Below are 19,870 nucleotides of genomic sequence, written 5' to 3' on the forward strand. Positions count from 1 at the left end.
CACGCTCCTAATCGCCCAGGCCGGGCGGGTTGATTTCCGACTGCGCAAGGCGTTCGACGCTCTCGCCCCAGCGGTTGAGCACCTGATCGTACTGCCCGCCGCGGATCGCGCCGTTCAGCGCTTCATTCACCGCCTGCACCAGGCCATTGCCTTTACGGGTGGTGACGGCGATGTGCGCCGCCTTGGGCCAGCCGCCTTCCACTGTGCCCGCCAGTCGGGTGCGGCCGTTCAACGCCGCCTTATAGGCGCCCAGCACGTTCGGCCCGAAGTAGGCATCGGCCCGGCCGGACTGGATCGCCAGCGTGGCGGCCGCATCGTCGGTCACGTAGATCGGCTGGAAGGGTTTGAGCCCCTGTTGCCGATTCTGTTTGTCCCACGCCAGCAAAATTGCTTCCTGATTGGTGCCGGAGCCGACGATGATCTTTAATCCGGCGATATCGGCAGGCTGTTTGATCGTTGCGATCTTGCCGCCGGTTTTGACGTAAAAGCCGAGCGAGTCGATGCGGTAGGTGGCGAAGTCGAAGCGGGTTTTGCGTTCTTTGGTCACGGTGACGTTGGTGATGGCCGCGTCATACTTGCCGGAAACTACCCCCAGCGGCCAGTCTTCCCACGAGGTTTGCACTACGTTCAGCTCCAGGCCCAGGCTGTCGGCCACCAGTTGCGCGATATCCACTTCGCTGCCGATAAGCCGCCGGTTGTCGGCGGCGAACAGCGCCAGCGGCGGCGTGTTGAGCGCGGCGATTGCAACGGTGAATTGGCCCGGCTTCACGAAGTGGAAATCGGCCGGCAATTTGGCGATCGCCTGCGGGTTTTTCGGCGCGTGGATCGGGGTTTCATTGGCCTGTAAATCGATGCCGGTGCTCGCCTGCGCGGCGCCGGTCAGGCTCAGCAAGGCCGCCACGAGGGCGGCGGTAACGGTTTTTTGCATAGCGGGTATCCCTGACAGCGTTCTTATTATTGGGTGAATCTGTTCAACGGGCGCGTCAGGCCCAGGTGCTCGCGCAGCGTGTCGCCAAGGTACGCCCGGCGGAACAGGCCACGTTGTTGCAGGATGGGCACCACCCGATCGACGAAGTGGCCGAAGGCGTTGGGCGTGCCGCCGCTGATGATGAAGCCGTCGGCGGCTTCGCCGTCGAACCAGCGTTGCAGGCCGTCCGCCACCGCTTCCGGCGTGCCGCTGAACGCCGGGCGCGGCGAAGCGGCTTCCAGCGCTACCTGGCGCAGCGTGAGGTTCCGCTCGCGGGCATTGCGCTTGATTGCGTCGGTGGTGCTGCGGAAGCTGTTTTGCCCCAGATCGCCGATGTCCGGGAAGGGGGCGTCCAATGGGTGGCGGGAAAAGTCGTAATGTTCGAAGTAGCGGCCAAGATAGTTGAGGGCGTTCTCAATGCTGACCAGGCGGGCGGTCTCCTGGTATTGGCGCTCGACGTCCGCGTCGTCGTCGCCGACGATCACGCTGACGCCCTGGAAGATGCGCAGGTCGTCGGGCTCGCGCCCCTGTTCCACCAGTTGCCGCTTCACGTCCTGATAAAAATCCTGCGCCTGCTCCAGCGTGTCGTGATGGGTGAAGATCGCATCGGCGTGTTGGGCCGCCAGCCGTTTGCCGTCTTCAGAGGCGCCGGCCTGGAACAGGATCGGGCGGCCCTGCGGCGTGCGACCGATGTTCAACGGCCCCTGCACCGAGAAGAACTCCCCCTGGTGATTGAGGGTGTGCAGCTTCCCGGCCCTGAAAAATTCGCCGCTGGCTTTATTGCGCACGAAGGCATTGTCTTCCCAGGAGTCCCACAGCCCTTTGGCGACGTCGAGAAACTCACCGGCAATGCGGTAACGCAGACTGTGTTCTGGGTGTTCTTTGCGCGAGAAGTTTTTGGCCGAGCCTTCCAGCGGCGACGTCACCACGTTCCAGCCGGCTCGGCCGTTGCTCAGGTGGTCGAGGCTGGCGAACTGACGGGCGACGGTGAACGGATCGCTGTAAGAGGTGGAAAGGGTGCCCACCAGGCCGATTTTATCGGTGGCGGCGGACAGCGCGGCCAGCAGGGTGAGCGGTTCGAAACGATTAAGAAAATGGGGGATGGACTTTTCGTTGATATATAACCCATCGGCGACAAACACGAAATCGAATTTCCCCTGTTCGGCTTTTTTCGCCGAGGCGATATTAAATTCGAGGTTGATGCTGGCGTCGGCGGTGGCATCCGGGTGGCGCCAGGCGGACATATTTCCCGATGCGCCGTGCAGAATGGCGCCCAGCCGTAATTGCCGTTGATTATTCGCGTTGTCGCTCATCGTGATTATCCTGTCATGCGCCGCAAAGGCGCGCGGTGTCTGATGTGTCCACTATTGATGAGCGGCAACGGGATGTAAAACAACAAAACAGCATATTCAAATGTTGAAAACTGCAAATATCACGGCGAGCGAAAATAATAATCCCCGGCGCGGCCTCTGCGGCGTCGGGGAAATACTCTTTCACGTTATTCAGGCGTTGCTGAGGGCTTTTTCTGGCGCGGTAGTGAGCTGTTGCAGCGTGCGTTCCGCCAGCAGTGTGAAATATTGTGCGGCGGGGAACAGGGCGCGTTCATCGGGGTTGAAACGCGGATGATGCAGGCCGAATTCGCTGGCGGAGCCGATGCTGACGAATACGCCCGGCACATGATGCAGATACAGCGCGAAATCTTCACCCCCCATTTGCAGCTCCGCCTCTTCGACCCGGTAGCCGGCCTCGGCGGCGACGGTTTTGCTGAACGCCGCCCAATGGGCGTCGTTGATCACCGCCGGCGGCCCCGGCTGCCAGTGGAGTTCTGCCTGCGCGCCCAGCGCGGCGGCAACGCCGTCGATCACCTGGCGAATTTTGTCCGGCACCTGGCGGCGCACCGCGTCGCTGTGGGTGCGCACCGTGCCTTCAAGCTCGACGGTTTGCGGCAGCACGTTCCAGGTATTGCCGCCTTCGATGCGCGTCACGCTCACCACCAGCGATTCCAGCGAGCTGAAGCTGCGGCTGGGCAGCGTCTGCAGCGCGCCGACGATCTGGCTGGCGGTGACGATGGTATCGACGCCCTGTTCCGGTTTGGCGGCGTGGGCGCCTTTGCCGGTGATGCTGATCTGGAAGCGATCGACGTTGGCATAGAACGGCCCGGCGCGGGTGGCGAAGGTGCCGGTGGGCAGCTCCGGCGCGTTATGCAGGCCAAATACCGCCGCGACGTTATCCAGCGCGCCGGCGTCGATCAGGTGCCGGGCGCCGTTGAAGGTCTCTTCCGCCGGTTGGAAGAAGATGCGCACCGTGCCGGGCAGCTCGGCCTCACGCGCTTTGAGCAGGTGCGCGGCGCCGAGCATCACCGAGGTGTGAAAGTCGTGGCCGCAGGCGTGCATCACGCCGCTGTTTTGCGAGCTGAAGGGCACGTCGGCGATTTCGTCGATCGGCAGGGCGTCAATGTCGCCGCGCAGGGCGATGATCGGCCCCTTGCCGCTGCCGATCTCCGCCACGACGCCGGTTTTCAGCGCCAACGGCAGAATACGAATGCCCGCCTCTTGCAGCCAGCGGGTCAGCCGGGCGGTGGTGGCGAATTCGTGATTGGAAAGCTCCGGGTTTTGGTGCAGCTCACGCCGATAGGCGATGATCTTTTCTGCCAACTGGCTGGTCATAGGCTTGGCTCACAGTGGGAAATAAACCCTAACCCTAGTGCAGGGGGCGCAGAAGCAAAAAGACCATCTGGTTATATTTCATAGCGATTGCGTCTGCATGGGGGCGTCAACGCTGGGGTCAGCGGGCGGGTTTGGGCGTTCGCGCGTTGTTCGCCGGCGCAGGGAGAGGATTGGCCTGGAACGGTAACGTATCGCAACCGGTGCAATGCATTTACACCGGGCAACACGGATTTTTTCACTCTTTATCGGATTTCTGTGATCGCGGTGGTGGACAAAATCCTGCCTGCTTGCTGTACTGTAATCGACACAGGTTTTGTGTCTTTCATTCACGTTAAAGGTAAGTTTGATGTCTAAGATTAAAGGTAGCGTTAAGTGGTTTAATGAATCCAAAGGCTTCGGTTTCATTACTCCGGAAGATGGTAGCAAGGACGTTTTCGTTCACTTTTCTGCCATCGTTAGCAATGGTTTCAAAACGCTTGCTGAAGGCCAGCGTGTAGAGTTTGAAATCACGAACGGTGCCAAAGGCCCATCTGCCGCTAACGTTACTGCTATCTAAGCTGCGTAGCTGAATTTCTTAAAACCCGCTCATTGAGCGGGTTTTTTATTGGGCGCGTTATGCGTCGCTGCGGCGGGCCAACAGGTTGAACAGCAGGATGGCGATGGCGTAACAGCCGACGATGGTCAGCGCCATCGACAGGCCCGAAGTGCCGCCCAGCCCGGTGAGCGGCACGGCGCAGGCGCCAAGGGCGAACATGCACACGCCGATCAAGGCCGAGGCGCTGCCCGCTTTGTCCCCCTGGCTTTGCATCGCCAGTGAAGAGGCGGTCGGGCCGACGATGCCGATCACCGCCACCGAGAAGAACAGCGGCACCAGCAACACGGCCAGCGGCGCATGCAGCGCGGCGGCCAACAGCAGCAACAACGACGCGACGGCCGCCAGCGTTAACCCGCCCCTCAATACCCGGCGTTCCCCCCAACGTGAACTGAGACGGCTGGCCAGTTGCGCCGCAATGATCAGCCCGACGCCGTTAATGGCGAAGCACAGGCTGAACATCTGCGGGCTGAGGCCGTAAATCTGCTGCAAGACGAAAGGCGAAGCGCCGATATAGGCGAACATGCCGGCCATCACGAAGCCCTGTGTCAGGCACAGGCCCATGAAATAGCGCTGGGTCAGCAACCCGCCGAGCGACATCAGCATCGCCAGGATACCGCCCTGGCTGCGGCGCTCGACCGGCAGGGATTCGCGCAGCTTCAACGCCGACAGGCTGAACAGCAGTACGGCGATGGCCGCCAGCACGCCGAAGATACCGCGCCAGTTCATCACCTGCAGCATGACGCCGCCCAGCACCGGTGCGACGATCGGCGCCAGGCCGTTGACCAGCATCAGCAGGGCGAAGAAGCGGGTCAGTTCATGGCCGGCGTACAGATCGCGGGCAATGGCGCGGGAAATCACCGCGCCGCCGGCGCCGGCGATGCCCTGCAGCAGGCGGGCGATCAGCAGCTGGTCGATGGTGGGCGCCAGCGCGCACCACAGCGAAGCGCCGAGCAGCAGGATCAGCGACAGCAACAGTGGGCGCATACGGCCCAGCTTGTCGCTGTAAGGACCAAAAATCAGCTGGCCGACGCCCAGGCCGAGCAGCCCGGCGGTCAGACTGAGCTGCGCGGCGGCGGTAGAGGTATTCAGCTCGCCCGCCATTTCCGGCAGGGCGGGCAGATAGAGATCGGTGCACAGCGGCCCCAGCGCGGCCAGCAGGCCAAGCACGACGGCGTACACCAGACGTTGTCTGGCTAAGTGTTTGGTCATGGGAGATTAAGATTTCCTGAACAGGTGAGAAATGGCCTGCTGATACAGATCGCGCAGCAGGGACGCATCGGCTTTTTGCGTGGTAAGGATACGGTAACCGGTGCCTTCGCTCATGACGGCGATAAACTCCACCCGCGCGGCGATCTCCTCCGCGCTGAAATGGGGATACAGCCGCTGCAGATTGTGGCACACGTGGCGAAACAGCCGCGCTTCCGCATCGCTGAGCATTTTGGCCACCACCGGGTTGCGCGTGGCCTCGGCGGTCACTTCTAGCATCAGCATGTGATCGGTTTCGCTCTCGCCCGGCTGCTGAAACAGCGTGCGCGCCGCCAACGTGCCGGCGATCAGGTTGATGTGATCGCCAAGGTTTTCCAGCCGCTGCATCTTGTTGGTGATGATGCGGTTGACGATCTCTTCGATAATCGCGTCTTTATTGGCGAAATAGCGATAGATTTGCCCGACGCTGAGCTGCGAGCCCTGGGCGATCTCCGCCATGCTGGCGGCGTGGAAGCCGTGGCGGCGAAAGCTGGTTTTCGCCGCTTCGACGATCTGATCGCGGCGAGCCTGCACTTTGGCCTGTTTACTGTCGTTGGGGGGGAGCATCTGCCCGATCCTTTGCTACGCGTGAGCCGGGTTCACATTTTTGAGTGTGAACGTTCATTCTCAATTGTAGTGTAAACGGCCGGAAAGACGCAAGATGAACGCGTGCTGCGGGGAAAAGGCGCTTATGTGAACAGGTAGGATTTGATAAAGGCGGCGACGATCAGGACGCACAGCGCAACGGCAATCGCTTCGGCGGCGGTTTTCGGCAGGCTAAACATAGCGGTTTCTCATCCAGTCAGGGGTACTGGATGAGATTATGCGCATGCAAGATTAAGGAAACATTAAGGGCTTAGCGCCCGTTGAGCCACATCACCAGCATAAAGGCCAGCAGCGTCATCGCCAGCGAGCCGGCCAGGTTGAGCAGCATGTTGGCCAGCGCCCAGCCGAAGCGGCCATCCTGCATCAGGTATACCACCTCCAGCGAAAAGGTGGAGAAGGTGGTCAGGCCGCCGCAGAACCCGGTGGTGATCAGTAATTTCCAGGTGGGATCCAGATGCGTCATGCGGGTGAAAATCGCCATCGCCAGGCCGATGATAAAACCGCCGATCAGATTGACCATCAGCGTACCGAGCGGAATGTGGGCGTTCAGCGGATTCATTTTCATGCTTACCGCCCAGCGCAAAACGCTGCCGACGCCGCCGCCGATAAATACGGCCAGTAAAGAGCTCAACATGGGGCAACTACCTTTCAATCAGAGAAATTCACGAGGCTCGGAAAGGGACAGGCGTAACGCTACGCGCCTCTCTCCGAGAGGTTACGTAGACATCATCAGCCTGTGAAGGCGGTTAGGGAGGAATGTCATCTCCAGCGTGCCGCACGGCCTTTTTCGCCGCACCCGGTGGATGTTACACCTAACGCCGCCTATTTTGTAGTATCGACACTCTGCGAGGTAAAACGGATGGAAATCAGAACGGCGCGTCTGAGCGACCGGCACGCTATCGCTGAATTAATGACGGCGCTGGATTATCCTGGCACCGAGGCGTTTCTGACGCAGCGAATGCAGCAATTGTTGGCGCATCCGGATGAGGCGCTGCTGGTGGCGGCGGACGGGGAGCAGGTGTTGGGCGTGTTGTCGCTGCATTTCCTGCCGCAGCTGGCGTTGGCCGGCGACATTGGCCGCATCAGCTATTTTTGCGTCGACGATCGGGCGCGCGGCGCGGGCGTAGGGCGGCGGCTGCTGGCGGCAGGCGAGGCGCTGGCGCACCGTCGCGGCTGCGATCGGCTGGAAGTCCATTGCCACAGCCGCCGCGAGCGGGCGCATGCTTTTTACCGGCGCGAAGGCTTTGTCGAAGCGCCGAAGTATTTTGCCAAGTTATTAAGTCAGTAAGTTACTTCCCTGGCGGCGCCGCCGTTTCCAGCCGGTTGCGGCCATTCTGCTTCGCCCGATAGAGCGCGCCGTCGGCCGCTTTCAGCCAGTCAAGATAGCCGCCCAGCGCGGGGTGGTAGTCAGCGATACCGGCGCTGATCTGCAGCCGCAGCTGCGGCGCCTCCTTGAAGCTGACCGCGTCCAGCCGCTGCTGGATGCGGCGCAGAACGATTCCCGCCTGTTCAGCGTTAGTGTTCGGCAGCACCGCGCCAAACTCGTCGCCGCCGTAGCGCCCGACGATATCCACGTTGCGCATGCCGATCAGCAACTCTTCCGCCAACGCCGCCAGGGCCTCATCCCCCAAAGCATGGCCGAAGGTGTCGTTGATGGTTTTGAAGCGATCGATATCCATCAGAATCAGCGTGGCGTTATCCTGGTAGCGGCGGCAACTGTCGAACTGGCGATGCAGCAGGTGCTCCCAGTGGCGGCGGTTATATAAGCCGGTCAGCCCATCGCGGGTGCTGATGCGTTGCAGCTCCTGTTTCTTTTCCGCCAGTCGTTTGGCGGTGCGGTAGGTCACCAGCCCAAGCAGCGTCGGATACAGGTAGATCATCGGCAGGCACAGATAGATTTGCAGCGCCGTGCTGTGCGGGTGAAACGGGAAGCCGAGCAGCGCGGCGGTGAGCATCGCCGTGGTCAGTTGAATGGCCAATCCTTTCACAAACAGCGCTTTGCCGGCCGAAGCGATGTTGTTCATGCTCATCATCGACAGGATGACGATGGCGGGCAGCGCGTTGAACGCCATCATCGCCGCCCAGAAGCCGCCGAAGGCGGAGTCGATCAAGAGGTTGCGGATCTCGGCTTTGAACGGTTCTTTGGCGCGGCAGGCCAGCCGATAGGCGAGATGCGGCCAGAGAAAGCCGTGAAAGGCCAGCAATAGCCAGACCGCCGTGGGCGGAGCCAAGGGGTAGAGCGCGGCGCAAACGCAGATAAAGCCGAGCCCCAGACCGGCGACGCGGGGCAGATAGGTGCGTTTGGCGAAGCTGAGGCCGGATTTTCGGGCATCGAAAATGGGTGGAGCAATATACATCCGGCATCTCCCTGATAGGCATCACGGCAGCGTAGCATGCGGGTGATAAACTAAGAATAGTCTTGGATTCACGCCGCGGGGGCGCGTGGCATTCCTGCGACGGATCTCACTCTGTTACATGTTGCGGTTGTGCGAGCCGAAGGAAAGTCGCTAAATATTCGCAGGCAAGGTCAGTTTTTCTCGCTGTTCACGCAGCGCTCTATGATAAGAAGGTGAGTATGGAAGGTATCAGCATTACCAAACTTCTGGTGATTGCGGTGTTGGTGATTTTACTGTTCGGCACCAGCAAACTGCGCACGCTCGGCGCCGATCTTGGCGCGGCGCTGAAAGGCTTTAAAAAAGCGGTGGGCGATGACAGCACGCCGCCGGCCGCCGGCAACAATGGCGCCGAGAGCCAGTCCGCTCAGCAGAGCGTCGAAAAGAAAGACGTTTAATTCCGTCTGATGGCGCGCAATAAAAAACGGATGCCTTGCGGACATCCGTTTTTTGGCGTTTCCGCCGTCTTTAGCGTAACAAACTATTACGCGTTATTTCACTTCCATCCCTTTGGCCTGCAGATCGGCGTGGTAAGACGAACGCACGAACGGGCCGCAGGCGGCATGGGTGAAGCCCATCGCCATCGCTTCTTCTTTCATCTCGTCAAACTCGGCCGGGCTGACGTAGCGCTGCACCGGTAGGTGGTGACGGCTCGGCTGCAGGTACTGGCCCAGCGTCAGCATGGTCACGCCGTGGCGACGCAGATCGCGCATCACTTCAATGATTTCCGCGTTGGTTTCGCCCAGGCCAACCATCAGGCCGGATTTGGTCGGGATATCCGGGTGCGCTTCTTTAAAGCGCTCCAGCAGCTTCAACGACCACTCGTAGTTGGCGCCCGGACGCACCTGGCGGTAGACGCGCGGCACGTTTTCCAGGTTGTGGTTGAACACGTCCGGCGGCGTGGCGGTGAGGATCTCCAGCGCGCGATCCATACGGCCGCGGAAGTCCGGAACCAGCGTTTCAATTTTGATGTTCGGGCTCTTGGCGCGGATGGCCGAGATGCAGTCGGCAAAGTGTTGAGCACCGCCGTCGCGCAGGTCGTCACGGTCAACCGAGGTGATCACCACGTAACGCAGCGCCATGTCGGCGATGGTTTGCGCCAGCTTTTCCGGCTCGTTGGCGTCTGGCGCGATCGGGCGGCCGTGGGCCACGTCGCAGAACGGGCAACGACGGGTGCAGATAGCACCGAGGATCATAAAGGTGGCGGTACCGTGGTTGAAACACTCGGACAGGTTAGGGCACGAAGCTTCCTCACAGACGGAGTGCAGACCGTTCTTGCGCATGGCGGCTTTGATGCCCTGAATGCGCGTTGAGTCGGCAGGCAGTTTGATTTTCATCCACTCGGGTTTACGCAACAGCTCCTGCCGTTCGGTGACCACCGTTTTGACCGGGATCAGCGCCATTTTGTCAGCATCGCGGTATTTGACGCCGCGTTCCATCTGAATTGGTTTACTCATAATCGTGCAGGTTCCAGTTACGAAGCTCGACCGTCTGGTAGCCGAGTAAATGAACAAATTCCTGTACCAGGATTGGGTGTATGTCTTCAATGCCAACGCCGGGCGCCAGCGCGCTGACCTGCGTCATCTGCATGCCGGCGTAACCGCAAGGGTTGATGCGTTGGAAGGGGCTGAGATCCATCGCCACATTCAGGGCCAGGCCATGGAATGAGCTGCCTTTGCGGATCCGCAAACCCAACGAACAGATTTTCTGCTCCCCCACGTACACACCGGGCGCATCCGGACGGGCGCGCGATGCGAGGCGGAAGTGGGCGAGGGTGTTGATAACCGTATCTTCTATCGCCGTGACCAATTGGCGTACGCCGACCTTGTTGCGCTTCAGATCGACCATCACGTACATCACCTGCTGGCCCGGCCCGTGGTAGGTCACCTGGCCGCCGCGATCGCTCTGGACAACCGGGATATCGCCGGGCATCAGCACGTGTTCGGCTTTGCCGGCCTGGCCCTGGGTGAATACCGGGTGATGCTGCACCAGCCACAGCTCGTCCGGCGTAGTCTCGGTACGACTGTCGGTGAAGTTATGCATGGCTTGGGATACAGGCGCGTAGGGCTGCAACCCCAGCTGACGCAAAATGATCTTGTCTGGTTGCAAAAGAGTCATCGTCAGGTTACAGAAGTGGTAAAGCCATTATACCGGGCGCTCCGGCTGGCGGCCAGCCTTTCGCTGACCAAAAATGCGCAACCCGGGAAGACGCTGCGCCATCCCGGGTTGATAAGCAGGGGTTTATGCTGGAATTACAGCACCATGCGAACAATTTCAATGTTGCCCAACTCTTCGTACAGGGTTTCGACCTGCTCGATGTGAGTGGCGTTGATGGTGATGGAAACCGAGTGGTAGTTGCCTTTGCTGCTCGGCTTAACCTGCGGGTTGTAATCGCCCGGCGCATGGCGCTGCACCACTTCAACTACCTGGTCAACCAGCTCAGGCTGCGCCAGGCCCATCACCTTGTAGGTAAACGAGCAAGGGAATTCGAGCAGTTCATTCAGTTTAGTTTTTTGCATGTGCGTGCGCTCCAGAGTGCTAGCTAATCTATAAATTATAACTCCCGCCGGGGCGGGAGTTAATGTTATTCAGTATATGGGGGCAATTTCGCCCGTTTCAACCGTTAACCGAACCAGTGGTGGAACATCAGTTTGATGTAGTCCACGATGCGGCTGAAGAAACCGCCTTCTTTCACTTCGTTCATCACCACCAGCGGACGCTGGTCGATGGTTTTGCCGTCCAGCTGGAAGTTGATGCTGCCCACCACCTGGTTTTTCGCCAGCGGCGCGTGAATTTCCGGCGTGTTCAGCACATAGCTGGCCTTCAGATCTTTCATGCGGCCGCGCGGGATGGTCAGGTAGACGTCTTTATCCACGCCCAGCTCAACGCGGTCGGCATCGCCGAACCAGACCGGCTCGGAGGCGAACTCTTTACCGACTTTCAGCGGTGCCACGGTTTCGAAGAAGCGGAAGCCCCAGGTCAGCAGTTTCTTGCTCTCGGCTTCGCGGCCTTTGTAGGTGCGGCCGCCCATCACGGCGGAGATCAGACGCATCTGGCCTTCGGTCGCCGAAGCCACCAGGTTGTAACCCGCTGCGTCGGTATGACCGGTTTTGATGCCGTCGACGTTCAGGCTGTTATCCCACAGCAGACCATTACGGTTCATCTGGCGGATATTGTTGAAGGTGAACTCTTTTTCTTTATAGATCGCGTACTCTTCCGGCACGTCGCGGATCAGCGCCTGGCCGATCAGCGCCATGTCGCGCGCCGAACTGTACTGGCCCTGGGCATCCAGGCCGTGTACCGTCTGGAAGTGAGTGTTCTGCAGGCCCAGTTTGCTGACGTAGGTGTTCATCAGGTTAACGAATGCGTCCTGGCTGCCGGCGACGTAGTCGGCCATCGCCACGCAGGCGTCGTTACCGGACTGCAGGTTGATGCCGCGGGTCAGTTTGGAGACCGGCACGCGATCGCCCGGCTTCAGGAACATCAGCGAGGAGCCTTTGAACACCGGGTTGCCGGTCGCCCAGGCGTCCTGGCCGACGGTCACCAGATCGTCCTGGCCGATTTTACCCGCTTTCAGCGCCTGGCCGATGACGTAGCTGGTCATCATTTTGGTCAGGCTGGCCGGATCGCGACGCGCATCGGCGTTCATCTCGGCCAGCACCTTGCCGGAGTTGTAATCAATCAGGATGTACGCTTCCGCATCGATCTGCGGGACACCTGGGATCATGGTTTTGATGTTAACGTCATCGGCGTGCGCAACGGAGGCTGCGCTCATTGCGATAACGGTGCCGAGGGCGATGCTTTTGATTAAGCGAAAAGAAGTTACTTGTTTCATGATCGGGACTACAACATCCGTGAAAGTAAAGTTAAAAAACGAGCCACACTATAGCAGATGCGATCCCGGCAGGCATTACCCATTCATCTGACTAATTGCGGTTAGTGCCCTTTTAGCTGCAAGAAAATGTTTCAGCTAAATAACCGCTTATCGGCCGTGAATGCCCGCCGGGCTTAACGCTCAGGGTGCAGCAGTAACGAAAGACTGTTGTTGCGCTTCGCTCGCCAGGCGTTGCTGCAGCTGAGCCGCCTGCTGACGGCTGCTGAACGGGCCGAGCTGAACGCGATAAACGTTGCCGTTGGCCGCTACTTTGCCCGGGACGCCAAACTGTTGGCTCAGGCTCTGTTGCCAGCTCTGGGCGCGTTCGGCGCTGCTCAGCGCGCCGACCTGCACCACGTAGCCGCCGGAAGAGGCGGCGGCAGCCGTACCGACAGCCGCTGCGCCGGCCGCGACCGGTGCGGCCACCGCTGCGACTTCAGGTTCGGAACCTTCCAGCACGCCGGCCGGTAATGCGCTTGGCGCGCCGAGGAAACCGCTGCGGCCGTTGGCGGCATTGCCGCCGGCAGCAGGGGCGCTGTTGTCGTCGGTGCGCAGGGTGCTGTTATCGATCGGGCGCACCGCCGCGCCGCTGGCGATCGGCACGTCCTGTTGAATTGGGGTGCCCATGCCGCTGGAGCCGAGATCCGGGCGCGCCGGCAGGGCGTAGCTCTGTTTCGCCACGATGGTGCCGATGGTGCCGGGGCCGCTCAGCGTGCCATCCGGCGCCACATTGATGAAATCTACCTTGACCTTGGTGTTGTTAGACAGGTTGAGGCGATCGGCGGCGGCTTTCGACAGATCGATGATGCGGCCCTTGGTGTATGGCCCGCGATCGTTGACGCGCACCACCAGCTGACGGCCGTTGGCCAGGTTGGTGACGCGCACATAGCTTGGGATCGGCAGCGTTGGGTGCGCCGCCGTCAGGCCGTTGGGGTCAAACTGCTCGCCCAGCGCCGTGGTGTTGCCGTTGGCCTCTTCGCCATACCAGGCCGCCAGGCCGGTCTGAGAGAAGTTCTGCGGATCTTTTACGATGCGGTAAGTATCGCCATTAACCTTATAATCCTGCATGTTATTAGGGTTATAGGGTTCATATTGAGGCTCGACGCCGCCGATTTCCACCACCGGGCCGTTGTACGGCTGCGGAGGGGCTTGCTGTTCCGTGGTCGGGGCGGTACAGGCGGAGAGCAACACCGCCGCGACGCCGATCCAAAGCCATTCCTTACGCATTACTCACCTCTTATAAACTTTTAGACAGCATTTTCCGATGCGTGTGGATCGACATGATGATGCCGAAACCGGCCATCAACACTATCAGCGCCGAACCCCCGTAACTGACCAGAGGCAAAGGTACGCCAACTACCGGCAAAATGCCACTGACCATACCGATGTTAACAAAGACATAAACGAACAAAATCAGCATCAAGCCGCCGACCATCACGCGGCCGAAGGTGGTTTGCGCCTTGGCGGCGATCATCAGCCCGCGAATGATCACCAGCAGGTAGAGCGCCAGCAGCACCAACACCCCGATCAGTCCCAGCTCTTCGGCCAACACGGCGAAGATAAAGTCGGTATGGCGCTCCGGCAGGAACTCCAGCTGCGACTGGGTGCCGTGCAGCCAGCCCTTGCCGGACAGGCCGCCGGAGCCGATAGCGATCTTGGATTGAATGATGTGATAACCGGCGCCGAGCGGATCGCTTTCCGGATCGAGCAGCATCATCACGCGGTCGCGTTGATAACCGTGCATCAGGAAGAACCACAGCACCGGGATAAAGGCCGCCAGCGCGACGGCGGCGACGGCGATCAGCTTCCAGCTCATGCCCGACAGGAACAGCACGAACAGGCCGGAGGCGGCGATCAGGATTGAGGTGCCGAGATCCGGCTGCGCGGCCACCAGCAGCGTCGGCAGGAAGATCAGCACCAGCGCGATGGCGGTGTTTTTCAGCGAAGGCGGGCAAACGTCGCGGTTCATAAAGCGCGCCACCATCAGCGGCACGGCGATCTTGGCGATTTCCGACGGCTGGAAGCGCACCACGCCGAGATCCAGCCAGCGCTGCGCGCCTTTACTGATCTGGCCGAAGGCGTCCACCAGGATCAGCAAAATCACGCAGAAAATATACAGATAGGGCGCCCAGCTTTCGTAGACGCGCGGCGGGATTTGCGCCATGACGGCCATCACGATCAGCCCCATGACGATCTGCCCGATCTTGCGCTCCATCATGCCGATGTCCTGGCCGCTGGCGCTCCACATCACGAAGGCGCTGTAGACCAGCAGGGCCAGGATCAGCAGCAGGAACGTCGGATCGATGTGGATTTTGGTCCAGATCGAGCCTTTTTGTTGGCTTTCAGTCATGTTCTACCTTAGTCACCTTCTACGCCAGGCGGCAGCGGGGCCTCGCTTGGCAATTGCGTATTGTTGTCGCCCAGCAGAATATGGTCGAGGATCTGGCGGGTGATGGTGCCCACCGCCGGACCGGAGCCGCCGTTTTCCAGAATGATGGCGACCGACACCGTCGGGTTGTTGAACGGCGCGAAGGCGGTCATCAGCTTGTGATCGCGCAGGTGCTCCGCCAGTTTGTGGGCGTTGTAGGTTTCGTAGCCGAATACCTGTGCGGTACCCGATTTCGCCGCGGCTTTATAAGGTGCGTCCGCAAAGTACTTGCGCGCCGTCCCGTTCGGACGGTTGGCCACACCATACATGCCGTCTTTGGCGATTTCCCAGAAGCCGGAGTGAATATCGCCGATTTGCGTGCTCTCTTCCTGTTTGAACGGCACCAGCGCGCCGTTGACGCGGGTGCTCTGCAGCAGGTGCGGCGTTTTGACGGTGCCGTCGTTGATCAGGGTGTTCAGCGCTTTGGCCATCTGGATCGGCGTGGCGGTCCAGTAACCCTGGCCGATGCCCACCGGAATGGTGTCGCCCTGATACCACGGCTTTTTATAGCGTTTCAGCTTCCACTCGCGCGTCGGCATCAGGCCGGATCGTTCTTCGGACAGATCGATGCCGGTGTACTGGCCGTAACCGAATTTGGTCAGCCAGCTCGACAGCCGATCGATCCCCATGTCATAGGCGACCTGATAGAAGTAGGTATCCGCGGATTCTTCCAGCGCTTTGGTGACGTTCAGGCGGCCGTGGCCCCATTTTTTCCAGTCGCGGAAGCGTTTTTCCGAGCCGGGCAGTTGCCACCAGCCGGGATCGAACACCACGGTGTTTTTGGTGATCACCCCGGCGCTCAGCGCCGACACCGCGATGTAAGGCTTCACCGTTGAGGCGGGCGGATAGACCCCCTGCGTAGCGCGGTTGATCAGTGGGCGATTCGGATCGTTCAGCAGGCCCTGATAGTCCTTGCTGGAAATGCCGTCCACGAACAGGTTCGGGTCGTAACTCGGGTTGGACACCATCGCCAGGATGGCGCCGGTGCGCGGATCACTTACCACCACCGCGGCGCGGCTGCCGACCAGCAGTTGCTCGATATAGCGCTGCAGATCAAGATCGAGCGTCAGGTAAACGTCCTGACCGGCGGAAGGCGGTTGCTCGTGCAATTGGCGGATCACCCGGCCGCGGTTGTTGACCTCGACCTCTTCATAGCCTGTTTTGCCGTGCAGCGTGTCTTCGTAATAGCGTTCGATGCCCAGCTTGCCGATATCGTGGGTGGCGGCGTAGTTGGCCAGCTTGCCGTCTTTGTCCAAACGTTCGACGTCGCGGTCGTTGATCTTCGACACATAGCCGGTGACGTGGGTAAGGGCGGAACCATAGGGGTAGTAGCGGCGTTGATAGCCTTTCACTTCCACGCCGGGGAAGCGGAACTGATTGACCGCAAAGCGGGCGACCTGCACCTCGGTTAGCGCGGTTTTCACCGGAATGGAAACGAAACGGCGTGAGCGCTTGCGCTCTTTTTCGAAATTGGCGATGTCGTCGTCGGTCAGATCGACCACCGTGCGCAGCGCCTGTAGCGTGGCTTTGAGATCGTCGACCTTCTCCGGCATCAGCTCCAGCTGATAAATGGTGCGGTTGAGCGCCAGCGGGGTGCCGTTGCGATCGTAGATAATGCCTCGGCTGGGCGCGATGGGCACCAGCTTGATGCGGTTTTCGTTGGAGCGGGTGCGGTAATCCTCGACGCGGACCACTTGCAGATTATACAGGTTGGCGATCAGGATGCCGGACAGCACCAGGATGACCAGGAACGCCACCAGGGCGCGGCGTACAAACAGGGCGGATTCAGCCGTATAGTCGCGAAAAGGGTTACGTTCTATTTTCATCCCGCTGCTTTATTTCACTCTGTCACGGTCACCACCGGCTATTCCCGGTGGTAAGGATGATTTGTTGTAATACTCCAGGCGCGGTAGAGGCTTTCGGCCACCAGGACGCGCACCAAAGGATGCGGCAGCGTCAACGGAGAAAGCGACCAGCTCTGCTCGGCAGCGGCTTTGCAGGCGGGCGCCAGCCCTTCCGGGCCGCCGATCAGCAAGCTGACGTTGCGGCCATCCTGCTTCCAGCGCTCAAGCTGCTGCGCCAGCTGCGGCGTTTCCCACGGCGTGCCTGGGATATCCAGCGTAACGATGCGGTTGCCTTTGCCCACCGCCGCCAGCATCTGTTCGCCTTCCTTGTCCAGAATGCGCTTGATGTCGGCGTTTTTGCCGCGTTTGCCCGCCGGGATCTCGGTCAGCTCAAACGGCATATCTTTGGGAAAGCGGTGCAGGTAATCCATAAAGCCGGTTTGCACCCAGTCTGGCATTTTGGTGCCGACCGCCACCAATTGCAGTTTCACCGCTTAGCTCCAGAGTTTTTCCAGCTCGTACAGGCGACGGCTTTCTTCCTGCATCACGTGCACGATCACTTCGCCCAGATCGACCACGATCCAGTCGGAGGCTTCCTGGCCTTTCATGCCGTACAGCTCCATGCCCGCGGCGCGGGATTCCTGCACCACGTGGCTGGCGATCGACATCACGTGGCGTGTCGAGGTGCCGGTGCAGATGATCATGCAATCGGTGATGCTGGATTTGCCCTGAACGTCCAGAGCGATAATGTCTTGGCCTTTCAGATCATCGATTTTATCGATGACGAAATCTTGGAGCGCTTTACCTTGCAAAGGTTCCCCCTCGGGTGTGTTCTGTTCAGTCGGCTGCGGCGGGCAAAATGCGCGCGCCGCGGCGTAACCGGATAATGGTTTCGGCAGGCTGCCGCTGAAAGCCAGCTAACTGGTGACTGCCCGGCCAGCTAAGGTTTCCGGGGTTTTCAGCGGATACCTGAAAAATAGCGGCGCAGTATATCACGCACCTTTCGCTAGCGATATAAACCCTGCAACTCGATATAGCGCTGCACTGGGCGCGGCAGCAGGTCGTCGCAGTTGAGGCCCTGATGGCGACGCTGGCGGATCTCGGTGGCGGAAATTTCCAGCTCCGGCGTATCGGCCAAATAGATGTGGCCGTGCGGGCGACGGCTGAGCAGCGCCGGGTCGGCGGTGCGATGGCGTTCCAGCCACTGCTGCAGTTCCGGCGTGTCCATGCGATCGTTATAGCCCGGGCGCGCCAGCACCAGCAGGTGGCAGACGTCCAACAGCGCCTGCCAGCGGTGCCACTTATGCAGCGTCAGCAGCGAGTCCTGGCCAATAATAAACGCCAGCGGCTGGGCGGCGCCACGCTCTTTACGAATCGTTTCCAACGTCTCGATGGTGTAGGAGGGAGTCGTGCGGTGCAGTTCGCGATCGTCGACCGCAAACAGCGGATTGCCGGCGATCGCCAGCTCGACCATCTTCAGGCGCTGCTGCGCATTGGCCTCCGGCTGCGGGCGGTGCGGCGGCACGTGGTTAGGCAGCAGCGTGACGCGATTCAGGCCCACTTCGGCGGCCAGCGCCTCCACCGGCCGCAGGTGGCCGTAGTGGATCGGGTCAAAGGTGCCGCCGAACAGCGCGTGCAATACGGTGGGGTGTTCCGGATTAGTGGGCATCGCTAAAACTCGTGGCCAGGGGTTTGCCGCACAGCAGCATCGACAGGGTTTCCAGTTCCGGCCAGACCGACTGACCATAGTCCTGCTTGAGCGTCAGCTCGATTTGCGTCAGCAGCTGCACCGCCTGCTGCAGCTGGGGGCCGGACAGGCGTTGCAACGCCTGGGTCACCAGCGGGCGGCGGTTCTGCCAGACCTTATGCTGGTCGAACAGCGTGCGCAGCGGCGCGGAAGCCATGCGGCGCTGCAGCGTCAGCAACAGCAGCAGTTCGCGCTGCAGGGTGCGCAGCAGGATCACCGGCTCGACATCCTCTTGCTGCAGCTGCTGCAAGATATGCCAGGCGCGCTTGCTCTTGCCGGCCAGCAAGGCGTCCAGCCAGTGGAACGGCGTGAAGTGGGCGGCGTCGTTCACCGCCTGCTCGACGCGCGGCAGGGTGAGCTTGCCGTCCGGATGCAGCAGCGACAGCCGCTCCAGTGCTTGCGACAGCGCCAGCAGGTTGCCTTCGTAGCAGTAGCACAGCAACTGGTTGGCGGCGTCGTCCAACTCCAGCTTCATCGCCTTGGCGCGTGCGGCGACCCAGCGCGGCAGCTGCGCCTGTTCCGGCGTCTGGCAGCTGACGAGAGCGCCGTGCGGGCTGAGCGCCTTGAACCAGGCGCTGTTTTCCTGTGCTTTGGTGAGGCGTGGGCCGCGCAGGATCAGCAGAATATCCTCGTGCAGCAGCGTGGCCAGCTTGGTCAGCTGTTCGCCGATCGGCGCCGTCGGGCCGTTTTCCGGGAAGATCAGCAGCAGCGTTTGGCGGCTGGCGAACAGGCTCATCGCCTGGCAGATGCCGAAGATGGCGTCCCAGTCGGTATGGGCGTCGAGGGAAATGCTGTAGTGCTCGCTGAACTGCTGCTGTTGCGCAGCCTGCCGGAGCAGATCCTGGCTTTCCTGCAGCAGCAGCGGTTCATTGCCGCTCAATAAATAACAAGCGCGCAGCCCCTCTCGGAGCTGCGCGGCAAGTTGTTCCGGATAAATACGGATCATTGTGCGGTTTGGCTTGCCGCTCGTTCGCCGGCGGCAGCGGCTTTTTGCCGGTTTTCTTCTTCCGCCGCATGCACGGTCAGCAGTTTGCGCACCAGTTGCTGCGCCGCCTGCTCACGCATTTCCTGGCGAATGATCTCCTGCTCGGAGTCTTTGGCCAGCGCGGTCAGCGGGTTGTCGAAGAACGAACGGAACACTTTCACCGACAGCGGATACAGGTCGTGGCCCGGGAGCAGCACCTGCGCCTGCACGGTCAGCACCAGCTGGTACTCGGCGGTTTTACCGTCCTGGAAGATCGAGGCGGTATCCTGGCTTTCCGTCGCGCCGATGATGCGCAGGGAAGGCACGTCTTTACGCTTCGGATCGCTGACGATGGTCACGTCGTTCAGACGCAACTGCTCACGCACCGCGCGCGTCAACGGACCATAAGGGTCGGCGCTGTCGAGGATCAGCGTTTTCATTTCATTAGGCACCTGCGTGGTGCCACGCAGGTGAAAACCGCAGCCGGCGGTGACCAGCACCGCCAACCCCAGCAACAGCGTCAGAATACGTTGTCGCACAA

General features: G+C 60.6%; 21 protein-coding genes, 1 pseudogene and 1 riboswitch. Of the genes and pseudogenes, 3 read left to right on the forward strand and 19 right to left on the reverse strand.

Going from position 1 to position 19,870, the window contains the following annotated elements; all coding sequences use genetic code 11:
• Window positions 1-7: 7 nt before the first annotated feature.
• The 3 genes and pseudogenes from ACJ8PL_RS01405 to ACJ8PL_RS01415 all read right to left on the reverse strand — a co-directional run bounded on the left by ACJ8PL_RS01405 (window position 8) and on the right by ACJ8PL_RS01415 (window position 3,633).
• Window positions 8-928 carry an ABC transporter substrate-binding protein gene (locus ACJ8PL_RS01405; RefSeq protein WP_016928788.1) on the reverse strand — a complete coding sequence of 307 codons (921 nt, stop codon included), beginning with the start codon at window positions 926-928 and terminating at the stop codon, window positions 8-10.
• A pseudogene (locus ACJ8PL_RS01410) lies at window positions 913-2,280 on the reverse strand (LLM class flavin-dependent oxidoreductase); the annotation flags it as partial. The pseudogene ACJ8PL_RS01410 and the gene ACJ8PL_RS01405, both read right to left, overlap by 16 nt.
• A gap of 189 nt (window positions 2,281-2,469) precedes the next feature.
• On the reverse strand, window positions 2,470-3,633 hold the full coding sequence (locus ACJ8PL_RS01415; RefSeq protein ID WP_033641098.1) for a M20 peptidase aminoacylase family protein: 1,164 nt from the start codon (window positions 3,631-3,633) through the stop codon (window positions 2,470-2,472).
• Between the two features lie 346 nt (window positions 3,634-3,979).
• On the opposite strand from ACJ8PL_RS01415, the gene cspE reads away from it, so the two are divergent.
• Window positions 3,980-4,189 carry a transcription antiterminator/RNA stability regulator CspE gene (gene cspE / locus ACJ8PL_RS01420; RefSeq protein ID WP_004940030.1) on the forward strand — a complete coding sequence of 70 codons (210 nt, stop codon included), beginning with the start codon at window positions 3,980-3,982 and terminating at the stop codon, window positions 4,187-4,189.
• Between the two features lie 57 nt (window positions 4,190-4,246).
• Here the strand turns inward: cspE and ACJ8PL_RS01425 are convergent, their stop codons facing one another.
• The 3 genes from ACJ8PL_RS01425 to crcB form a co-directional block, all read right to left on the reverse strand.
• Window positions 4,247-5,437, reverse strand: coding sequence for a multidrug effflux MFS transporter (locus ACJ8PL_RS01425; protein WP_016928785.1), 1,191 nt, complete (start codon window positions 5,435-5,437; stop codon window positions 4,247-4,249).
• A 6-nt stretch (window positions 5,438-5,443) separates the two neighbouring features.
• Entirely contained in the window at window positions 5,444-6,040 is a 597-nt protein-coding gene (locus ACJ8PL_RS01430) for a TetR/AcrR family transcriptional regulator (RefSeq protein WP_016928784.1), read from the reverse strand.
• Window positions 6,041-6,329: 289 nt separating this feature from the next.
• Complete coding sequence (gene crcB, locus ACJ8PL_RS01435) at window positions 6,330-6,713, reverse strand: fluoride efflux transporter CrcB (protein WP_016928782.1); 384 nt, start codon at window positions 6,711-6,713, stop codon at window positions 6,330-6,332.
• A 79-nt stretch (window positions 6,714-6,792) separates the two neighbouring features.
• Window positions 6,793-6,855, reverse strand: a riboswitch (Fluoride riboswitch).
• An 83-nt stretch (window positions 6,856-6,938) separates the two neighbouring features.
• Between crcB and ACJ8PL_RS01440 the strand changes: the two genes are divergently transcribed.
• Entirely contained in the window at window positions 6,939-7,367 is a 429-nt protein-coding gene (locus tag ACJ8PL_RS01440; RefSeq protein ID WP_079449585.1) for a GNAT family N-acetyltransferase, read from the forward strand.
• Between the two features lies 1 nt (window position 7,368).
• Here ACJ8PL_RS01440 and ACJ8PL_RS01445 read toward each other — a convergent pair whose 3' ends face one another.
• On the reverse strand, window positions 7,369-8,436 hold the full coding sequence (locus tag ACJ8PL_RS01445; RefSeq protein ID WP_049299645.1) for a diguanylate cyclase: 1,068 nt from the start codon (window positions 8,434-8,436) through the stop codon (window positions 7,369-7,371).
• Window positions 8,437-8,654: 218 nt separating this feature from the next.
• Here ACJ8PL_RS01445 and tatA point away from each other — a divergent pair, with 218 nt between their 5' ends.
• Window positions 8,655-8,870 (forward strand): Sec-independent protein translocase subunit TatA, encoded by a 216-nt coding sequence (gene tatA / locus ACJ8PL_RS01450; protein WP_016928779.1) that lies wholly within the window; start codon window positions 8,655-8,657, stop codon window positions 8,868-8,870.
• 93 nt (window positions 8,871-8,963) lie between these two features.
• On the opposite strand, the gene lipA is transcribed toward tatA, so the two are convergent.
• The 12 genes from lipA to lptE all read right to left on the reverse strand — a co-directional run bounded on the left by lipA (window position 8,964) and on the right by lptE (window position 19,868).
• Window positions 8,964-9,929, reverse strand: coding sequence for a lipoyl synthase (lipA, locus tag ACJ8PL_RS01455; RefSeq protein ID WP_004940018.1), 966 nt, complete (start codon window positions 9,927-9,929; stop codon window positions 8,964-8,966).
• Window positions 9,922-10,590 carry a lipoyl(octanoyl) transferase LipB gene (gene lipB / locus ACJ8PL_RS01460; RefSeq protein WP_015376934.1) on the reverse strand — a complete coding sequence of 223 codons (669 nt, stop codon included), beginning with the start codon at window positions 10,588-10,590 and terminating at the stop codon, window positions 9,922-9,924. Before lipB ends, lipA begins: the two co-directional genes overlap by 8 nt.
• Before the next feature lie 134 nt (window positions 10,591-10,724).
• Window positions 10,725-10,991: a DUF493 family protein YbeD gene (ybeD, locus tag ACJ8PL_RS01465; RefSeq protein ID WP_004940012.1), complete on the reverse strand. Its 267-nt coding sequence runs from the start codon at window positions 10,989-10,991 to the stop codon at window positions 10,725-10,727.
• Window positions 10,992-11,095: 104 nt separating this feature from the next.
• On the reverse strand, window positions 11,096-12,307 hold the full coding sequence (dacA, locus tag ACJ8PL_RS01470) for a D-alanyl-D-alanine carboxypeptidase DacA (RefSeq protein ID WP_004940010.1): 1,212 nt from the start codon (window positions 12,305-12,307) through the stop codon (window positions 11,096-11,098).
• A gap of 180 nt (window positions 12,308-12,487) precedes the next feature.
• Window positions 12,488-13,573, reverse strand: a complete 1,086-nt coding sequence (rlpA, locus tag ACJ8PL_RS01475) for an endolytic peptidoglycan transglycosylase RlpA (RefSeq protein WP_016928776.1) — start codon at window positions 13,571-13,573, stop codon at window positions 12,488-12,490.
• A gap of 10 nt (window positions 13,574-13,583) precedes the next feature.
• A complete protein-coding gene (mrdB, locus tag ACJ8PL_RS01480; protein WP_004940006.1) occupies window positions 13,584-14,696 on the reverse strand; it encodes a peptidoglycan glycosyltransferase MrdB in 1,113 nt (370 codons plus the stop codon).
• Between the two features lie 8 nt (window positions 14,697-14,704).
• Window positions 14,705-16,600, reverse strand: a complete 1,896-nt coding sequence (mrdA, locus tag ACJ8PL_RS01485) for a peptidoglycan DD-transpeptidase MrdA (protein WP_016928775.1) — start codon at window positions 16,598-16,600, stop codon at window positions 14,705-14,707.
• Between the two features lie 38 nt (window positions 16,601-16,638).
• The gene (rlmH, locus tag ACJ8PL_RS01490) at window positions 16,639-17,109 is read right to left on the reverse strand and encodes a 23S rRNA (pseudouridine(1915)-N(3))-methyltransferase RlmH (RefSeq protein WP_004940002.1); all 471 of its coding nucleotides are present in this window, start codon (window positions 17,107-17,109) and stop codon (window positions 16,639-16,641) included.
• A 3-nt stretch (window positions 17,110-17,112) separates the two neighbouring features.
• Complete coding sequence (gene rsfS, locus ACJ8PL_RS01495; protein WP_016928774.1) at window positions 17,113-17,430, reverse strand: ribosome silencing factor; 318 nt, start codon at window positions 17,428-17,430, stop codon at window positions 17,113-17,115.
• A gap of 194 nt (window positions 17,431-17,624) precedes the next feature.
• Window positions 17,625-18,287: a nicotinate-nucleotide adenylyltransferase gene (gene nadD / locus ACJ8PL_RS01500; protein WP_015376938.1), complete on the reverse strand. Its 663-nt coding sequence runs from the start codon at window positions 18,285-18,287 to the stop codon at window positions 17,625-17,627.
• A complete protein-coding gene (gene holA / locus ACJ8PL_RS01505) occupies window positions 18,277-19,311 on the reverse strand; it encodes a DNA polymerase III subunit delta (protein ID WP_016928772.1) in 1,035 nt (344 codons plus the stop codon). The genes nadD and holA overlap by 11 nt, the downstream gene beginning before the upstream one ends.
• The gene (gene lptE, locus ACJ8PL_RS01510) at window positions 19,308-19,868 is read right to left on the reverse strand and encodes an LPS assembly lipoprotein LptE (RefSeq protein WP_016928771.1); all 561 of its coding nucleotides are present in this window, start codon (window positions 19,866-19,868) and stop codon (window positions 19,308-19,310) included. The genes holA and lptE overlap by 4 nt, the downstream gene beginning before the upstream one ends.
• Window positions 19,869-19,870 lie beyond the last annotated feature (2 nt).

Origin of the sequence: Serratia sp. CY83965, assembly GCF_052166375.1 — a bacterium.
GTDB classification, from domain to species: domain Bacteria; phylum Pseudomonadota; class Gammaproteobacteria; order Enterobacterales; family Enterobacteriaceae; genus Serratia; species Serratia marcescens.